The organism is Paraburkholderia aspalathi (assembly GCF_900116445.1).
Lineage (GTDB): Bacteria > Pseudomonadota > Gammaproteobacteria > Burkholderiales > Burkholderiaceae > Paraburkholderia > Paraburkholderia aspalathi.
In genome coordinates this window covers 226,422-243,255 of record NZ_FPBH01000008.1, presented here as the reverse complement: position 1 = coordinate 243,255, position 16,834 = coordinate 226,422, and the positions used below count along the sequence as shown (strand labels likewise).

General features: G+C 60.3%; 14 protein-coding genes. 6 read left to right on the top strand and 8 right to left on the bottom strand.

Going from position 1 to position 16,834, the window contains the following annotated elements; all coding sequences use genetic code 11:
* Positions 1-172: 172 nt before the first annotated feature.
* The 3 genes from BM438_RS15515 to BM438_RS15505 form a co-directional block, all read right to left on the bottom strand.
* On the bottom strand, positions 173-634 hold the full coding sequence (locus tag BM438_RS15515; protein WP_093635104.1) for a (2Fe-2S)-binding protein: 462 nt from the start codon (positions 632-634) through the stop codon (positions 173-175).
* A gap of 25 nt (positions 635-659) precedes the next feature.
* Positions 660-2,930: a xanthine dehydrogenase family protein molybdopterin-binding subunit gene (locus BM438_RS15510; RefSeq protein ID WP_093635103.1), complete on the bottom strand. Its 2,271-nt coding sequence runs from the start codon at positions 2,928-2,930 to the stop codon at positions 660-662.
* A 281-nt stretch (positions 2,931-3,211) separates the two neighbouring features.
* On the bottom strand, positions 3,212-4,099 hold the full coding sequence (locus tag BM438_RS15505; RefSeq protein ID WP_093635102.1) for a LysR family transcriptional regulator: 888 nt from the start codon (positions 4,097-4,099) through the stop codon (positions 3,212-3,214).
* A 100-nt stretch (positions 4,100-4,199) separates the two neighbouring features.
* Here BM438_RS15505 and BM438_RS15500 point away from each other — a divergent pair, with 100 nt between their 5' ends.
* The gene (locus BM438_RS15500) at positions 4,200-5,621 is read left to right on the top strand and encodes an aldehyde dehydrogenase family protein (protein ID WP_093635101.1); all 1,422 of its coding nucleotides are present in this window, start codon (positions 4,200-4,202) and stop codon (positions 5,619-5,621) included.
* A gap of 59 nt (positions 5,622-5,680) precedes the next feature.
* On the opposite strand, the gene BM438_RS15495 is transcribed toward BM438_RS15500, so the two are convergent.
* The 4 genes from BM438_RS15495 to xylA form a co-directional block, all read right to left on the bottom strand.
* Positions 5,681-6,880: a sugar ABC transporter permease gene (locus BM438_RS15495; RefSeq protein WP_093635100.1), complete on the bottom strand. Its 1,200-nt coding sequence runs from the start codon at positions 6,878-6,880 to the stop codon at positions 5,681-5,683.
* Positions 6,877-8,445: a D-xylose ABC transporter ATP-binding protein gene (gene xylG, locus BM438_RS15490; RefSeq protein WP_093635099.1), complete on the bottom strand. Its 1,569-nt coding sequence runs from the start codon at positions 8,443-8,445 to the stop codon at positions 6,877-6,879. The genes BM438_RS15495 and xylG overlap by 4 nt, the downstream gene beginning before the upstream one ends.
* A gap of 88 nt (positions 8,446-8,533) precedes the next feature.
* Positions 8,534-9,562: a D-xylose ABC transporter substrate-binding protein gene (xylF, locus tag BM438_RS15485; protein WP_054040132.1), complete on the bottom strand. Its 1,029-nt coding sequence runs from the start codon at positions 9,560-9,562 to the stop codon at positions 8,534-8,536.
* Positions 9,563-9,735: 173 nt separating this feature from the next.
* Positions 9,736-11,058 carry a xylose isomerase gene (gene xylA, locus BM438_RS15480; RefSeq protein ID WP_093635098.1) on the bottom strand — a complete coding sequence of 441 codons (1,323 nt, stop codon included), beginning with the start codon at positions 11,056-11,058 and terminating at the stop codon, positions 9,736-9,738.
* Positions 11,059-11,332: 274 nt separating this feature from the next.
* Here xylA and BM438_RS15475 point away from each other — a divergent pair, with 274 nt between their 5' ends.
* The 5 genes from BM438_RS15475 (at position 11,333) to BM438_RS15450 (ending at position 16,498) form a co-directional block, all read left to right on the top strand.
* On the top strand, positions 11,333-12,550 hold the full coding sequence (locus tag BM438_RS15475; protein ID WP_093635097.1) for a XylR family transcriptional regulator: 1,218 nt from the start codon (positions 11,333-11,335) through the stop codon (positions 12,548-12,550).
* A 33-nt stretch (positions 12,551-12,583) separates the two neighbouring features.
* Entirely contained in the window at positions 12,584-13,669 is a 1,086-nt protein-coding gene (locus BM438_RS15470; protein ID WP_093635096.1) for an aldose epimerase family protein, read from the top strand.
* Between the two features lie 173 nt (positions 13,670-13,842).
* Positions 13,843-14,133: a DUF4148 domain-containing protein gene (locus tag BM438_RS15465; RefSeq protein ID WP_093635095.1), complete on the top strand. Its 291-nt coding sequence runs from the start codon at positions 13,843-13,845 to the stop codon at positions 14,131-14,133.
* A gap of 800 nt (positions 14,134-14,933) precedes the next feature.
* Entirely contained in the window at positions 14,934-16,010 is a 1,077-nt protein-coding gene (locus tag BM438_RS15455) for a polyamine ABC transporter substrate-binding protein (protein WP_234486705.1), read from the top strand.
* 125 nt (positions 16,011-16,135) lie between these two features.
* Positions 16,136-16,498 (top strand): cupin domain-containing protein, encoded by a 363-nt coding sequence (locus BM438_RS15450; RefSeq protein WP_093635092.1) that lies wholly within the window; start codon positions 16,136-16,138, stop codon positions 16,496-16,498.
* A gap of 44 nt (positions 16,499-16,542) precedes the next feature.
* Here the strand turns inward: BM438_RS15450 and BM438_RS15445 are convergent, their stop codons facing one another.
* A complete protein-coding gene (locus BM438_RS15445; RefSeq protein ID WP_093635091.1) occupies positions 16,543-16,788 on the bottom strand; it encodes a LysR family transcriptional regulator in 246 nt (81 codons plus the stop codon).
* Between the last annotated feature and the right edge of the window lie 46 nt (positions 16,789-16,834).

The window sequence follows — 16,834 nt, the reverse complement described above, 5'->3', positions numbered from 1 at the left end:
TTACGGGGTCACGTATGTCGCAATTCATGCAAGGCGCAGCCACGCTGGGCGGTTGTATCGGCGTTTTCACGGTAGTGGTCGCGGTCGTGGAGATGCTGGCGAACTGAGCTCATGAGCTCACCGGGCTCGTAATCGGCTCATCCAGGCGTCTCTGTCTGCGGTGATGCCGGCCTTAAACGGGCCGCCGTTTCGCAGCCGCCTGGTGAATCGCAGCCCTTACCCTCGGATACGTGCCGCAACGGCACACGATGTTGGACATCGCCGCGTCGATGTCCGCGTCAGTGGGATTGGGCTTCTGCTTGAGCAGCGCGCAGGCCGCCATCAACTGCGCGCTCTGACAATAACCGCACTGCACCACGTCGAGATCAATCCACGCCGCTTTTAACGCCTGCGCTTCGGCGCCCTGCACGCCTTCTATCGTCGTGATCTTCTGCGAGTGCAAGCTGGACATCGGTGTCTGACAGGCAAGGCCCGCCTTGCCGTCCAGGTGGATCGTGCATGCGCCGCAAATGCCCACACCGCAGCCGAACTTGGTGCCGGTCATGCCGAGGTCGCAGCGCAGCACCCACAGAAGCGGCATGTCCGGTTCAGCTTGCACGGCAACCGCGCGGCCGTTGATGTTTAACGATCCCATGTTTTCTCCGTCAATCTGAAGCGTTTCACGCAACCCTCAACGGCAACGCGCGCAAGCGCTGACCGGTCAGTGCGAATACCGCGTTGGCCACCGCCGGCGCAACCGGCGGCACGCCTGGTTCGCCGACGCCCTGGGGATGCATCTGACTGGGCATGATGTCGACTTCGATCACCGGACAGTCGTTCATCCGCACGACCGGGAAATCGACGAAGTTCTTCTGCGCCACCTGACCGCCGACGAAAGTGATTTCATCCTGCAACGCAGTCGAGAGGCCGAATACAATGCCGCCCTCCATCTGCTGACGAATCAGGTTTGGGTTCACCGGCAGTCCACAGTCGATCACGCAGACCACCCGATGCACGCGAATCTGCTTGTTCGCACCGACCGATACCTCTGCCACCTGCGCGACGACGCTGCCGAACGCTTCATGCAGCGCGACGCCGCGCGCCCGCTTTGTGCCATCGGCGGCATGTTTCAATGGATGCCCCCAGTCCGATAAGGCTGCAACGCGCCTTAACACCGCCAGATGGCGCGGATGCTGCGCGAGCAGCGCCGCGCGAAACGCAATCGGATCCTGACCAGCGGCTACAGCGAGTTCGTCGGTAAAGCCCTCGGTGAAAAACGCTTGATGCGAGTGGCCGACCGAGCGCCAGAATCCAATCGGGATCGGTAATTCGACGATCTTGTGCGCCACACGTGCAGCGGGCCATTCGTAGGGCTGATCGAACGCGCCTTCGCACGTGGTCTTGTCGATGGGAATGCGCGGCACGCCGTAGTAACGCACGAGCGATTCCGGCACGATCGCCTGACTCGCTGAAGTGGCATGCCACGCGACCAGCTTGCCGTCTTTGTCGAGACCGGCCTTGAGTCGCGACACGCACGCCGGACGATAGAAATCGTGGGTGAAATCCTGCGCCCGCGACCAGATTGTTTGTACCGGACGACCACCGCCTTCGCGCGCAATCGCCGCGGCTTGCGCGATGAAATCGAGTTCGAGACGGCGCCCGAAAGCGCCGCCGAGCAGTTGCGTTTGCACGTCGACCTTGTCGATGTCGATGTCCAGCACTTTCGCAACGTGCTGCCGCGCGAGCGTCGGCATTTGCGTGGAAACCCAAACGGTGGCCGCGCCGTCCGCGACCTGCACCGTGCAGTTCACTGGTTCGACCGCGCCATGTGCGAGATACGGTGCGTGGTACTCGGCGCTGATCGTGCGCGCGGCACCGCTCAATGCGGCGTCGACGTCACCGCGATGGTAGTAGGCGTGGCCGTCGCTGTCGTCGAGTGCTTGCGCGAGTTGGGTGTCCACGTTTGCGCTCGACAGCGTCGCTGCAGCGCCGTCATTCCACACCACGTTGATCGCACTCACCGCGTTCATCGCGCGGAACGGGTTGTCGGCAATGACCGCGACGCCGCCGCTGCCACCCGCGTAGGGCTTCAGCGAAAACGCCTTGATGAAGCCGGGCATGGTCCTGGCAGGCGAGGCGTCGAAATGCGCCACCGTGCCGCCCAAAGTGGGGCACATCACCACGCTTGCGTAGATAAGACCATCGGGCAGCGCGTCAATGCCGAAGCGCGCTGTGCCGTTGATTTTCGACGCGGCTTCGATACGCCGCACCGGTTTGCCGATCAGTTTGAACTCAGCAGGATCTTTCAGCGCAACCTTGCGTGGCAGCGGTTGCTGTGCAGCCATCGCGGACAGTTCGCCGAAGCTCGCCTTGTGACCTGCTGCATGCAGTACGTAGCCGCCTTCCGTACGGCATTCGCCGGGTGCCACCTTCCATTGCGCGGCCGCCGCACCGATCAGCATCGCACGCGCCGAGGCGCCGGCTTCACGCATCGGCGCCCATAGATCGTTCATGCTCGATGAACCGCCCGTCATCATCGTGCCGGCGTCGCGCACCAGCTTGCGGGTCATCCAGACCGTGGCGCGCTTGACCGTGCTGTCGTCGTCCGGGCGAAACGGCAGATCGTCGACGATGTTCTGCACGCTGTTGTAGATCTTGTCGATCGGCGAGTTCTCCACGCGGACCTGCGACCAGGCGGCGTCGAGTTCCTCGGCCAGCAGCATCGCAAGGCCCGTGTGGATGCCCTGCCCCATTTCCGCTTTGCACACCACGATCGTCACGGTGTTGTCCGCGGCGATTTTGACCCAGCCGTTGAGTGCGACCTGGTTGCCTTCTGTCGGCAACGGCGTGGCGAGGGTCAGGCGCTGGCCCGGCGGCAGCACCGACCAGCCGACCAGCAGCACACCGAGCGCGCCGGCGCCGCCTAGCAGGAAGGTTCTGCGCTTTAACATCGTATGGCTCGATCAGCTTGCACGGTGGCGGGGACGCTGTGAAAGCGCGGGCTGGCGCGGGAGTTTGTTTCGTTGGAACAGTAGTAAGACGGAAGAGTGGATGGGGGACTGAAAGCTAAAGGGTTTCAGCCGAGCTGCACCGTGCTGGCGGATGCCCTTCGAGGAAAGGGTGGATGCAAGCCGTGTGTCAGTTCATTAAATGTTATTCATCGCGTGGTGGCACGCTGCAACGCAACTGGCTTGAACGGCGGAAAAATGCGAGATGTGGCGGATTTTTACTATCACGCGCCCTCCCGAATCATCTCAATCAACGCCCGCAACCCCGCCGGCACATGACGTCGCCCGGGATAGTAAAGACACAGCCCATCAAACGCCGGCGTCCAATCCTCCAGCACACGCTGCAGCGTGCCAGCTTCCAGATCCGCCGCCACGTTCCACTCAGTCATATACGCCAGTCCGAAGCCCTCGCGGGCCGCCTCCATGATGAGCAACGGTTCATCGAGCGTCAGCATGCCCTGCACATCTACGCTGATTGCCTCGCCGCGTCGCTCGAACTCCCAGTGATAAATACGCCCGCTCGGCATGCGCATGCGGATACAACGGTGTGCACGCAGGTCGTCTGGCTTGCGCGGCTTCGGATTTTCGGCGAAATAGGCGGGACTCCCAACGACGGCAAAACGCTGTGGCCGGTTGAACGGCACCGCGATCATGTCCTGCGGCACAATCTCAGCCAACCGAATGCCGGCATCAAAGCCCTCCACCACGATGTCGATCATGCGCCCCTCGGTAACGAGATCCAGCTTCATCTCCGGATAACGCCGCAGGTATTCCAGCAGCAAGGGCATCACCTGGCGCGCCGCGCCCGTCGACGTATTGATCCGCAGCGTGCCCGCCGGTGTGTCACGAAAGCTGCCGGCCTGCTCGATAGCCACGCGGATGGTCGACAACGCCGGCGCCACGCTGTCGACGAATTGCGCGCCCGCCTCGGACAACGACACGCTGCGCGTGGTCCGATTAAAGAGCCGCACGCCGATGCGCGCCTCCAGCGCCGCAATCGCATGGCTCAGCGCCGATGTCGACACGCCAAGTTCCGTGGCCGCTGCGCGGAAGCTACGATGGCGCGCCACCGCAAGCACGCCTTCCAGTTCGCTCAAACCGGGCGTCTTCATTATCCCATCCTGCTCAACGAATCATCCTTGATTATATGGCTAGTCGGCTTAATCCTTTGAGCCTATCTTTGAGGCAACAACTTCCTGGGTAGGAGCTTTCATGCAGCAAATCGACAAGGTTTATATCGACGGCGCGTTCGTCACACCGCACGGCGAAGAGTGGTTCGATCTTCACAACCCGGCTAAGGAAACGGTGATCGGCACGGTGCGTCTGGCCGACGCGGAAGACGCTCGCCGCGCGATCGCGGCCGCCAAACGCGCCTTCCCGGCGTTTTCCCGCACCAGCAAGGAAGAGCGGATCGCGCTGCTCGAACGCATGCACGCCGCGGTTCAGGCGAGAGAAGACGAGCTGTATGAAGCAATCGTCGAGGAATACGGTGCGCCGGTGTCACGCGCACGCTGGATGGCGAAATATCCAGCGGACGTCCTCGCGGAAGTCATCAAGGTCTTGCAGACCTATGATTTCACGCGCCGCGCCGGCACGGCCGACGTGGTCATGCAACCGCTCGGCGTCGCCGGACTGATTACGCCGTGGAACAGCAATGGCGGCTTTATCTGCGGAAAACTGGCTGCCGCGATTGCAGCGGGCTGCACGGCCGTCATCAAGCCGAGCGAAATGAGCGCGATCCAGACACGCATCATCACCGAGGCGCTGCACGAAGCTGGCTTGCCCGCGGGCGTCTTCAATATCGTCACGGGTCGGGGCGATACGGTGGGGGCGGAAATCAGCGCGCATCCGGACGTGGCGAAGATTTCCTTCACCGGATCGACGGCTGTCGGCAAGACGATTCTGCGCACCGGCGCGGAGACATTGAAACGCGTCACGTTAGAGTTGGGCGGTAAATCGCCGGTGGTCATACTCGACGACGCCGATTTCGCAGAGGCAGTGCCCTTGGCGCTCCAGGCAGGTTTCATGAACAGCGGTCAGGCGTGTATCGCCGGTACGCGGATTCTTGTGCCGCAGAGTCGCCTTGCGGAATTCGAAGAGCGGATGCGCTTAGAAGTCGCTCGCATGCAAGCCGGCGATCCGCGCGATCCGGCTACGCAGATCGGCCCGATGGTCAGCCGCAAGCAGTGGGAGCGCGTGCAACGTTATATCGGTATCGGCATCGACGAAGGCGCGCGATTGATTGTCGGTGGCGAGGGCCGGCCGGAAGGTGTGGAGCGCGGCTGGTTCGTGCGTCCGACCGTATTTAGCGGCGTCAGCAACGACATGACGATTGCCCGTGAGGAGATTTTTGGGCCAGTGCTGTCGATCATTGCGTATCGCGATACTGAGGAAGCGATTGCGATCGCCAATGACACAAGCTACGGGCTGCAAGCGTACGTACTCTCAGCCGATGCAGCGCGAGCTCGCGCGGTCGCCACTCGCATCGACGCAGGACGTGTATTGATCAACACGTTGGCACACGAACCGGCAGCACCGTTCGGCGGTTTCAAGCAATCGGGCATTGGGCGGGAATATGGCACGTTCGGGTTAGAAGCCTTCATGGAGCCTAAGTCGTTGCTCGGCGTGAACTAAAGCGTTTGATCGCTCAGCAGGCGGTGCGTCGTCATTTGCATGACGCACCGCCTGCTGTTTCACCGCCGGTTCGATCCCGACACGACATCGATCCACACGGCCAGCACGAGAATGCTGCCCTTCACGATCATCTGCCAGTACGCGTCGACATCCAGCATCGACATGCCGTTATCCAGACTCGCCATCACCAGCGCGCCGATCAACGCACCGTAGACCGTTCCGGAGCCGCCGCGCATCGACGTCCCACCGATAAAGCACGCAGCGATCGCGTCGAGTTCACCCATCGATCCCGCCGACGGCGAGCCCGCCGCGAGGCGCGCCGTATTGACGATCCCCGCGAACGCACACATCAGTCCCATCAGCGCAAAGATGGCCAGCTTCACACGATTGGTATTCACGCCGGAGAGCCGCGTCGCTTCCAGGTTCGACCCCACCGCGTAAATACGCCGCCCAAAAACAGTCTGCGTTGCGATCCACGTGAAAATTCCAAGCAGCGCGAGCAGCAGCAAAACCGGCACAGGAATGCCGCCATAACGATCGAGCGTGGCGACAAAGGCGGCCAGAATCACGCCTGCCCCGACTACCTTCGCAACGTCCTGCCAGATCGGCACCACGCGCAACTTATAACGCTCGCGGTTGCTTCGTTGTCGCACAGTCAGAAACGCCAGTACGACAAACAGCGCGACGGCCAGCGTATCGCCCGCAAGACGCGGCAAATACCCCTGGCCGACAAACACGAAACCATCAGAGACCGGCGCAATCGTGGAACCACCGGTGACGCCGAGCAGAATGCCGCGATATGCAAGCATGCCGCCCAGGCCGACAATAAACGAAGGCACACGCCGGTACGTCGACCACCATCCGTTGAACATGCCGACGAGCACGCCAAGCAACATCACCACAGGCACGGTGACGCCAATCGGCCAATGCCGGTTCACATCGAGAATCGCCGCGACACCGCCGAGCAAACCCAGCAACGACCCGACCGACAGATCGATCTCGCCCGCGATGATCACGAACACCATGCCGCACGCGAGCATGCCGGTAATCGACATCTGCCGCAGCAGGTTCGACAGATTGCGCGGCGTCACGAACGCGCCGTGCGTCAGAAAGGAGAAGAAAAGCCAGATCACGGCCACGGCGATCAGCAACGCGAGAATCTTGTAACGTGCGAACAGTTGCTGAATGCGCTGCGGGCCACCGAATGCGCCGCGCGACGCAGCGCCGTCGGCGGGTTGGGAAGTGACGTCGGGAGTCATGCGGCACTCGCTTCAGTTGGTGCGGTCGGGTTGAGGGATCGCTGCACAGGACGGATGGCGGCGCTGAGAATGTCCTCTTGCGTGAGGCCGTCGTTGACGAAATCGCCGCGCAATTCGCCTTCGCCGATAACCAGCACGCGATCGCTGATACCGAGTACTTCAGGCAATTCGGACGACACCATCACGATCGACATGCCGCGCTGTGCCAGTTGAAAAATCAGTTTGTAGATTTCGAACTTCGCACCGACGTCGACACCTCGAGTCGGTTCGTCGAGAATCAGCACCTTCGGGTCGGTCAGCAGCATGCGCGTCAACACGGCCTTTTGCTGATTGCCGCCCGACAGACTCGCAATCGAGAGCATCGGATGCGCCGCGCGCACCGAAAGCCGCTTCATCTCCGTGTGAATCGTGTCGAGTTCGGCGGCGGAATCGATGCGGCCGCCCTTCGCGAAGCGTTGCAACACCGCAAGCGTAATGTTGTGGCCGACACTCAGACCCGGCACGATGCCGTGGCGCTTCCGATCTTCCGGCACCATGCCGATACCGGCGCGAATCGCATCGACAGGGGCACGAATTTTCAACGGCTTGCCGTCCATCACCACCGTCGCCTCGCTCACACCGGGATACGCGCCGAAAATCGCCTGCATCAGTTCCGTACGCCCCGCGCCGACCAAACCGGCAACGCCGAGAATCTCGCCACGCCGCAGCGCAAACGACACATCGCTCACGCGCTTTCGGCGCGGATTGTTGGCGTCAAAACAGGTCACGTGGCGCGCTTCAAAGATTACGTCGCCGATAGGATGCGGTTCACGCGGAAACAGGTTCTTGATTTCGCGGCCCACCATCAGGGAGATGATGCGGTCAGTGGTCAGCGCGCGCATGGGTTCGGTCGCGACATGGCGGCCGTCGCGAATCACGCTGATTGTGTCGCACACCGCCGCCACTTCGTCGAGCTTGTGCGAGATGTAAACGCATGCAACCCCGCGCCGCTTCAGATCGCGCACGATATCCAGCAGGATGTGTATCTCCGTAGCCGTCAGCGACGACGACGGTTCATCGAGGATCAACAGTTTCGCGCGCTTGTTCAGCGCCTTCGCGATCTCGATCAACTGCTGGTGGCCGCCACCGTAATTCATCACCGGTTGCGCCGAGTTGATTCCGCTGATGCCGAGCTCGCGCAGCAACTCATCGGCGCGCTGATACATCGCGGCGTAATTCATTCTGCCGCCGGGCAGCGTAATTTCGTTGCCGAGAAAGATGTTCTCCGCGACCGAGAGCTCCGGCACCAGCATCAACTCCTGATGGATGATGATGATGCCCGCGCGTTCCGTGTCTCGTATGCTCGCGGCCTTCAGCGGCTCGCCTTCCCAGATGATTTCGCCGTCCCACGTACCGTGGGGATAGACGCCGGACAGCACTTTCATCAGCGTCGATTTGCCCGCGCCGTTCTCGCCGCACAAGCCGACGCACTCGCCAGGCGCCACCGTCAGGTCGATGCCGTCGAGCGCCTTCACGCCGGAAAAGGCTTTGACGATGCCGCGCATCGTCAGTAATGGTTCACTCATTCGCTATGCCTCGCTGCAGGGCGCGTGATCGCGCCGATGTGCCTGACGCATGCCAGGCACACCGGCTTGAACTACGCACACGTTACGCTCATTGGCTCGCGAGCTGGGCCTGGGTGTAGAAGCCGTCCTTGACGACCACATCAACATTGCTCTTGGTGAGCAACGTGGGTTGCAGAAGCACCGTGTCGACCTTCTTCTTGCCGTTGTCGTACTGTGCATTAAAGGCCGGCTTCTCGCCCTTCGCAAGCGCGACGGAGAGTTTCGCCGCTTCGCCTGCAATCAGCTTCAGCGGTTTGTACACGGTCATCGTCTGCGTGCCGGCGATTACGCGCTTCACAGCGGCCAGATCAGCGTCTTGTCCCGACACCGGCACCTTGCCAGCCATGTGCTGCGCAGCCAGTGCCTGAATCGCGCCGCCTGCGGTGCCGTCGTTCGAAGCGACGATTGCGTCGATCTTGTTGTTGTTCGCCGTGAGCGCATCTTCAACGATACGCAGCGCCGTCGACGCGCTCCATTCCGGTACCCATTGCTGACCGACGATTTTGATGTCGCCCTTGTCGATTGCGGGCTTCAACACTTTGAGCTGGCCCTCACGCAGCATCTTGGCATTGTTGTCGGTCGGCGCGCCGCCGAGCATGAAGTAGTTGCCCTTCGGCTGCGCGTTGAAGACACCTTGTGCTTGCAGCTCGCCAACCTTCTCGTTGTCGAACGAGATATAGGCATCCACGTCGGCGTCAAGAATCAGGCGGTCGTAGGAGACGACCTTGATGCCGGCTTTCTTGGCTTCGGCAACCACGTTGCCGAGCGTCTTCGAATTGAACGGCACGATCACGATCACGTCGACGCCGCGCGAGATCAGGTTTTCAATCTGCGAAATCTGCCGCTCTTCGCTCGCATCGGCGGATTGCACCGATACTTTGGCGCCGAGCTTTTCTGCCGCTGCAACGAAGTAGTCACGATCGCGCGACCAGCGTTCGACACGCAGATCATCGATACAGAAGCCAATTTCCGGGTGGTCCTTGCTTGCATGCGCGAGCGGCGCGACAAGCGACAGGCTGGCGAGCATCGCTCCACACACGAGCGAACTCAGTACGGTACGACGCGTTGCGAATTTCATGTCTCACTCCTTGTTCTGATAGCCGGAATACCGGATTGGACGGTCTGCGCTGCGAGCCGCAGAACCGGACAAGCGACAACCCAAAGCTTCTTTTATTCGCGCGGTCAGCGTGGCCGCGCGGTTTTTATGTCTTACTGCATGCCCTGCTTCGAGCGGTACTTCATGACTGCCTTTTAGCGCCGGCTGTAAATCGCCTGATTTACAACGTTTTCAAGTTGCTCCTGTCTGCCGCTCGCGTGCTGCGGATTCAGGCCGCGTGTCAATGCATCCGCAGCCAGCGTAGAGAGCGAATAATCGCCCTTCAGAATCTTGCTGCCGAACTCCGACTCCCAGCCCGCGTAGCGCTGACGCTTGAACGCTTCGAGCCGGTCGTTTTCGATCAGCGTCGCGGCACGCTCGACGGCGAGCGCCAGGTTATCGATTGCACCGATGTGGCCGAAGAAAAGATCTTCCGCATCGACGCTCTGACGCCGCACCTTTGCGTCGAAGTTCATACCACCGGTGGTGAAGCCGCCGTGTTTGAGGATTTCGTAGAAGGCCAGCGTCAGTTCTTCGACGCTGTTCGGAAACTGGTCCGTGTCCCAGCCATTCTGTTGATCGCCGCGATTCGCATCGACGCTGCCGAAAATACCTAGCGCGTAGGCCGTCGCGATCTCGTGGTGGAACGAATGACCAGCAAGCGTCGCGTGATTGGCCTCGATGTTCACGCGAATCTCTTTTTCCAACCCGTATTGCAGCAGGAAGCCGTGTACGGTCGCCACGTCGTAGTCGAATTGATGCTTGGTCGGCTCCTGCGGCTTCGGCTCGATCAGCAATGCACCTTTGAAGCCGATCTTGTGCTTGTGCTCGACCACCATGTGCAGGAAACGAGCAAGCTGATCACGTTCGCGTGCGAGGTCGGTATTGAGCAACGTGTCGTAGCCTTCACGGCCACCCCACAACACATAATTTTCACCTCCCAGCATTTGGGTCGCATCAAGAGCATGACGAACCTGCGTCGCAGCGAACGCAAAAATCTCAGGATCGGGACTGGTCGCCGCACCTGCTGCATAACGCGGATGCGAGAACAGATTGGCCGTGCCCCACAGCAGTTTGACGCCGGTATCCTGCTGCTTGCGTGCCAGATAGTCGGCGATGCGGGTGAAGTTCTCGCTATAGGCCTTCAGGCTGTCGCCTTCCGGTGCAACGTCGGTATCGTGAAACGTGTAATACGGCGTGCCGAGCTTCGAGAAGAACTCAAATGCGGAATCCGCCTTTTGCTGCGCACGTTCCATGGCGTCGCCGGCCTGCTGCCAGGGACGCCGAAACGTCCCTTGCCCGAAAATATCGACACCCGGCCAGACAAACGTATGCCAGTAGCACACAGCGATGCGAAGATGTTCTTCGAGTGTCTTGCCGAGCACCCGCTTACTCTTGTCGTAATGACGATAAGCAAGCGGGTTATCCGATTGCGGGCCCTCGTAGCGGATCTCGGGAATGTGTTCGAAGTAGGACATCAGCGTCTCCTGTTTTATGCTGCACTGCAACCCGTGCGGTATCGCCGCGCCGGTCGACAAGGTGACGCCATGCTGCCGCTTGCAAGGTGCATCGGCAATTGCGAAATTGCGCAGCGTGCTTGATGTTTCTTACCGCCCATGCGTTTGTTTCACACCGGCGCGATGTTCGCGGCCTAGAATAACCAGACGCTTAAAAACGGTGCTGCCTTCAGAGCGCATCCAACAGGAGACGAAGGCGCTGCGAATCTTGACGATCTGCACGCCACCCACTGCCATGACCCGTCCGCAAACACCACAGACGACCCATCGAATCGCGCTGCTGTTCAACGCGAACAAGGTGTATGACCGCGAGATCATCACCGGCATCGGCAATTACCTGCTGTCGACGCGCGTGGCGTGGGATCTCTTCCTTGAAGAAGATTTCCGCTGCCGCTTGACGGGTATCGAGCGTTTCGACGGCGACGGCATCATCGCGGATTTCGACGATCCCGCTGTGGGTGAAGCGCTGCGAGATTGTCCGTTGCCGGTGGTGGCGGTCGGTTCATCGTTCGAAGATCCGGCGCACTACCCCCCGGACTTACCCTATATCGCGACCGATAACGCCAAGCTTGTTTCGCTCGCCTACACGCATCTGATCGGCGCGGGACTCGAGCATTTCGCTTTGTATAGCCTGCCGCAAGCGCAGGAAAACCGTTGGGCGCAGCAACGTGAGTTGGCATTCGCTCACCTGCGCAGCACGGACGGCCATAGCGCCGAGCAGATCGGCACCGAGATCTATCGTGGCCTGTCGACCAGCGCGCCGTCGTGGAATCAGGCAACCGAGCAACTCACCGCGTGGCTCGCCCAGTTGCCGAAGCCAGTGGGCATCATCGCCGTCACCGATGCCCGCGCGCGGCATCTGCTGCAGGCCTGTTTGATCGCGGGTATTCCCGTGCCTGAAGAAGTGGCGATCATCGGCATCGACAACGATCCGCTCACGCGTACGCTGACCCGTATTCCGCTTTCCTCCGTGATTCAAGGCACCGAAGAAATGGGCCGCACCGCCGCTCACTTGCTGCATCAAATGCTGCACGGCGCGCGTTTTCCGGGGCGGCGCATTCTCGTGCCACCGGTCGGCATCAATGTGCTCGAATCGACCAAACACCAGCCGCTCGCAAGTCCGTATGTGATGCGCGCACGGCACTTCATCCGCCAGTACGCGTGCCAGGGCATTCGCACCGAACAGGTTGCCGATTACGTGGGCGTGTCGAGATCGTCGCTCGAAGAGTACTTCCGGCGCGAACGGCAGTGCACCGTGCATCAGGAAATTCTGCGTCATAAACTCGATGTCGCGAAAGCGCTGCTGGCGAAGCGCGATGCGTCGAGTGCCGAGGTGGCGATCCGTTGCGGCTTCACGTCGCTGCAATACATGTACGCGGTGTTTCGTCGCGAACTCGGCTGCACGCCGCGCGAATACCAGGACCGTGTGAATTCGACCGCAGCACCCGGCTGAGCATGCCCTTTACCTTTTCTTTCTACCGACGACATGATCAGCATCGCACCACTTTCTTCTGAGCCATGGGGCGCTCTGCCCGGCGGCGATCCTGTGCGGCTCTTCACGCTGCGCAATGCGCATGGCATGAAAGTCGCCATCAGCGACCTGGGCGCGACGCTGGTGTCGTGGCATGCACCGGACCGCGCGGGTCGTCTCGGCGACATCCTGCTCGGACACGACACGCCCGCCGAATACGTTGCGGCCACAACCTACATGGGCGGATTGGTCGGCCGTTGGGCGAACCGCATTGCCGATGCGCGTTTCACGCTAGACGGCATCGAATACACGCTCGACCGCAACGAAGGTGCGAATCTGCTGCATGGCGGCACGCACGGCTTTCATCGCGCATTGTGGGACGTGAGCGAAGACAACGGTGCGCTACTTATGCGTCTGGAATCGCCCGAAGGCGACGCCGGCTTTCCGGGCAATGTCACGGTGCAAGTGCGTTACACGCTCGACGACGACGGCACCTTGACGATCGCGTATGAAGCGGTCACGGACGCCCCGACGCCACTCAATCTGACCAGCCATCCGTATTTCAACCTGACAGGTCGGCGGGATGCCGACATTCGCGGCCATGTGTTGTCGATCGATGCCGACCGGTTCTTCGAAGTCGATGCGTCGATGATTCCTTGCGAGCTTGCCGAAGTGGCAGGCAACGCGTTCGACTTCCGGCAGAGCGCACCGATTGGCGCACGGCTCGATTGGCCGCATGCGCAGCTGGCGAAGGCCGGTGGCTTCGATCACTGCTATGTGCTGCATGACGCGCCCGATGCCACGGTAGCCGGACGCGAGCCGCAGGTACGCGAGGTTGCACGCGCCTATGATCCCGGCAGCGGACGCGAACTGACCGTCTCGACCGATCAGCGCGGCTTACAGTTCTACACCGGCAATTTCCTGAAGGGCGACACGGGCCGCGGCGGCATCGCCTACCAGGCGTACTCCGGACTGTGTCTCGAAGCCGGCGGCTTTCCGAACGAAGTCAATATGGCTGAGCAGGAGCAGGTCATCGTGCGGCCCGGCAGCGCATACCGGCAGGTGACGGCGTACCGCGTAGGTGTACGTTCTGGAGTCTGAAGCAATTCTTCATATGTTAGGAAGAGCATTACATAACGCCGACTTATCATTTGCTGCAAGACTGAATTACGGGTTTAGGGGTTTGCCCTAGATCACTCGCTTCCTAGAATCCCTCTATAGGCCGCCGAACACTTGTTGCGGCGCCGAATAAAACATCCTCGGAGGGAAGCATTATGAAATCGCTGATCAAAGCAGTCGCACTGGTCGTTGTTCTCGCAGCTCCGGTCGCTTCGTTCGCACAGTCCGAGCAACCGCTAACCCGCGCCGAAGTCAGGGCGCAACTGGTTCAGATTGAACAGGCCGGCTACAACCCCGCCACTGCAACTGACTCAACCTACCCCGCTGACATTCAGGCAGCCGAAGCACGCGTAGCCGCACAGCATGACGCCACCGGTTACGGTTCGTCGGCAAACGGCTCATCGCAAACCGGCACACCGATGCCCGCTGCGCCTGCAGGCCAGTAAAACGCCAACGTTGTCTGTCTTTGCGTAGTTCGATGCGAGCCATGCTTGTTTGAGCATGCGCTCGCATGCATGCGTCCCACTGCGCATGACAATAACAATGACAGCGCAGTGTCAGAAAATCCTTTGACGAAAATAATGTCTCATATATCCTAAGCCGGCAGTCTGGTGGTTCTCGCAGCGCGGTCAATCCGCATCAGCGAGAACTTCTACTCAACGTCGCTTCGGGTTCCATCGTGAAAGTCCGTGGTCCATTGGTGAGATATCAGCCTGGTCGGGAAAGAACGTTCCTGTCCGGCTGTTCGATCGCTCATCAGGGGAGCAACTGCGCTTCGCCATCCCGCCCCCTGTCCATCGATACCGTGTTGTCGCGTCGCTCTGTGCGTCGACACAACGTCATTGCAGCACCCGCAGCTATCGGGGTGCGTACCGACGAAATCGCGTCGCTTCTGCCTTAGCCCCCTTCTCTTTTCGCGAGCAAGTATTGCATGCGATCAGGCCGCTTTATCTAGCGGCTGAACGTCTGCAATGCGTTTGACCGTCCGCGCTTTGCATCTGTCTTGCTAGCGTTGGCCGGCTTATAGCACTCGCCTCTCTGCGTCCCTTTTAGCTCTGCTGTGCGCTTGCGCTGCGGCAGGCGGCGTCACGTCCTTTATTCGTCCGCATTCGTGCGGAACGTATGGACGTGTGGGTCGTCACGCTCGTGCATCGGTGCCTGCGCTGCGGCGAAAACTGAAGATCGAAACCAAGGAGATAGTCGAATGAAGATCCGTCATGCCAAGCTTCTCTCGCTCACCGGCACGATGCTGTGCTCGTTGACCGCATTAACTCCGATGAACGCTGCACACGCAGCAGATACGACGATCAACGTCTACAACTGGTCGGACTACATCGCCAAAGACACGATTACCGGCTTCGAAAAGCAATCGGGCATCACGGTGAAATACGACAGCTACGATAGCGACGACACGCTGCAGGCGAAACTGCTGGCAGGCAGTTCCGGGTATGACATCGTTGTGCCCACATCGAGTTATATGGCGCGCCAGATCGAAGCCGGCGTGTATCAGAAGATCGACAAATCGAAGATGCCGAACCTCGCTAACCTCGATCCGGGATTGATGAAACTGATTGCCGATGCGGACCCCGGCAATCAGTATGGTGTGCCCTGGGCGTGGGGCACGGACGGCGTCGGCTATAACGTTCAGGCCGTGAAAAAAGCGCTCGGCGCCGATGCGCCGGTTGATAGCTGGTCGCTGTTGTTCGACCCGCAGAATCTTTCGAAGCTGAAGAGTTGTGGCGTGTCTTTCCTCGACGCGGCGGCGGATGTTTTCCCGGCCGTGCTCCAGTACATGCATAAGGACCCAAACAGCACCAATCCCGGCGATTACCAGGCCGCATACGAAGTGCTGAAGAAAGTGCGGCCGTATATCACGCAGTTCAATTCGTCCGGCTACATCAACGATCTGGCGAACAACGATATCTGCGTGGCGTTGGGCTATTCGGGCGACGTGGGGATTGCGCGGCGACGTGCGTCGGAAGCGAAACGTTCGTATGACGTGCGGTTCTCGAATATCAAGGACGCTGGCTTGCTCTGGATGGACGTGATGGTGATTCCGAAAGATGCGCCGCACCCCGAAGCGGCGATGGCGTGGATGAACTACATCGAAGATCCGAAGGTCAGCGCGGCGATTACGAACGAAGTGTTCTATCCGACTGCGAATCGCGCTGCGAGACAGTTTGTGACGCCGGCGATCGAGCAGGATGCGAATGTGTATCCGCCCGAAGCTGTGCTGAACAAGATGACGTTGATGCGGCCGCAGCCTGCGCCGATCATGCGGCTTGAAAACCGTCTGTGGGCGCAGTTGAAGTCGGGGAGCTGAGTTCGGTTTAGCTGATGTAGTCTGCTGACGTAGGTGTCACCTTTTGAGCGTGGCGCATGCAGTGGGTGTGTGCGCTACGCCCTTTTTGAAGCTTTGATTTTTAACCCTGTTTGCATCGAGCCATTATGAGCATTCTGAATATCGTAGATTTTGCGCAGCCGGTCAAGGAAAGCGTTGAGTACATGCCGAAGGCGGAAGCGGTGCTTGCCGGCAACCCTTCGCAACTTGTTCACACGCATTTTGCTAGCCCGTGTGGGCAGCTCGCGGCCGGCGTCTGGGAGGGAGCTTGCGGGCAATGGACGGTGAATTTCACCGAGAGCGAGTATTGCGAGATTCTTGAGGGCGTGTCCGTGATTCGGGATGCGGATGGGACCAGCAAGACTGTCCGAGCCGGCGATCGGTTTTTGATTCCGGCGGGGTTTAAGGGGACGTGGGAAGTGCTTGAGCCGTGTAAGAAGATTTTTGTTTCGGTGGAGTTTAAGGCGTAGGTTGCTGCGGTGGTGCTGCTTTCACGCTTCGCTGCCGTCAGCGTCTAGCTTGCGCCTTCATCACAAATCGCCTTGAGCTGGGCGACGAACTTTTCGGCTACCTCTCGCCCCGGGCTGTCCTCCCGCCAGATGGCTGACAGTGGAAGCGCTCCGAACAGCGGAGCGTAGCCGATCTTGCGCAATCCATACATGGCGCCGACTTCGTCGACCGCGAATCCCGGCAATACGGCAATCGCATCCGTTTGCGCGCAGATCGCGAGATTGATCGTGTAGATGTGCGAGTAAATCACGCGATGCAGTATCGGTCCAGGCCCAGTTGATGGAGGGACTCGGTGT

What these genes read in the sequence shown, in the direction of transcription:
- BM438_RS15505 (WP_093635102.1), bottom strand. Translation starts at nt 4,099, where the DNA reads ATGAAGACGCCCGGTTTGAGCGAACTGGAAGGCGTGCTTGCGGTGGCG.
- BM438_RS15450 (WP_093635092.1), top strand. Translation starts at nt 16,136, where the DNA reads ATGAGCATTCTGAATATCGTAGATTTTGCGCAGCCGGTCAAGGAAAGC.
- BM438_RS15475 (WP_093635097.1), top strand. Translation starts at nt 11,333, where the DNA reads ATGACCCGTCCGCAAACACCACAGACGACCCATCGAATCGCGCTGCTG.
- xylG (WP_093635099.1), bottom strand. Translation starts at nt 8,445, where the DNA reads ATGAGTGAACCATTACTGACGATGCGCGGCATCGTCAAAGCCTTTTCC.
- BM438_RS15515 (WP_093635104.1), bottom strand. Translation starts at nt 634, where the DNA reads ATGGGATCGTTAAACATCAACGGCCGCGCGGTTGCCGTGCAAGCTGAA.
- BM438_RS15470 (WP_093635096.1), top strand. Translation starts at nt 12,584, where the DNA reads ATGATCAGCATCGCACCACTTTCTTCTGAGCCATGGGGCGCTCTGCCC.
- BM438_RS15510 (WP_093635103.1), bottom strand. Translation starts at nt 2,930, where the DNA reads ATGTTAAAGCGCAGAACCTTCCTGCTAGGCGGCGCCGGCGCGCTCGGT.
- BM438_RS15500 (WP_093635101.1), top strand. Translation starts at nt 4,200, where the DNA reads ATGCAGCAAATCGACAAGGTTTATATCGACGGCGCGTTCGTCACACCG.
- xylF (WP_054040132.1), bottom strand. Translation starts at nt 9,562, where the DNA reads ATGAAATTCGCAACGCGTCGTACCGTACTGAGTTCGCTCGTGTGTGGA.
- BM438_RS15495 (WP_093635100.1), bottom strand. Translation starts at nt 6,880, where the DNA reads ATGACTCCCGACGTCACTTCCCAACCCGCCGACGGCGCTGCGTCGCGC.
- BM438_RS15465 (WP_093635095.1), top strand. Translation starts at nt 13,843, where the DNA reads ATGAAATCGCTGATCAAAGCAGTCGCACTGGTCGTTGTTCTCGCAGCT.
- xylA (WP_093635098.1), bottom strand. Translation starts at nt 11,058, where the DNA reads ATGTCCTACTTCGAACACATTCCCGAGATCCGCTACGAGGGCCCGCAA.
- BM438_RS15455 (WP_234486705.1), top strand. Translation starts at nt 14,934, where the DNA reads ATGCTGTGCTCGTTGACCGCATTAACTCCGATGAACGCTGCACACGCA.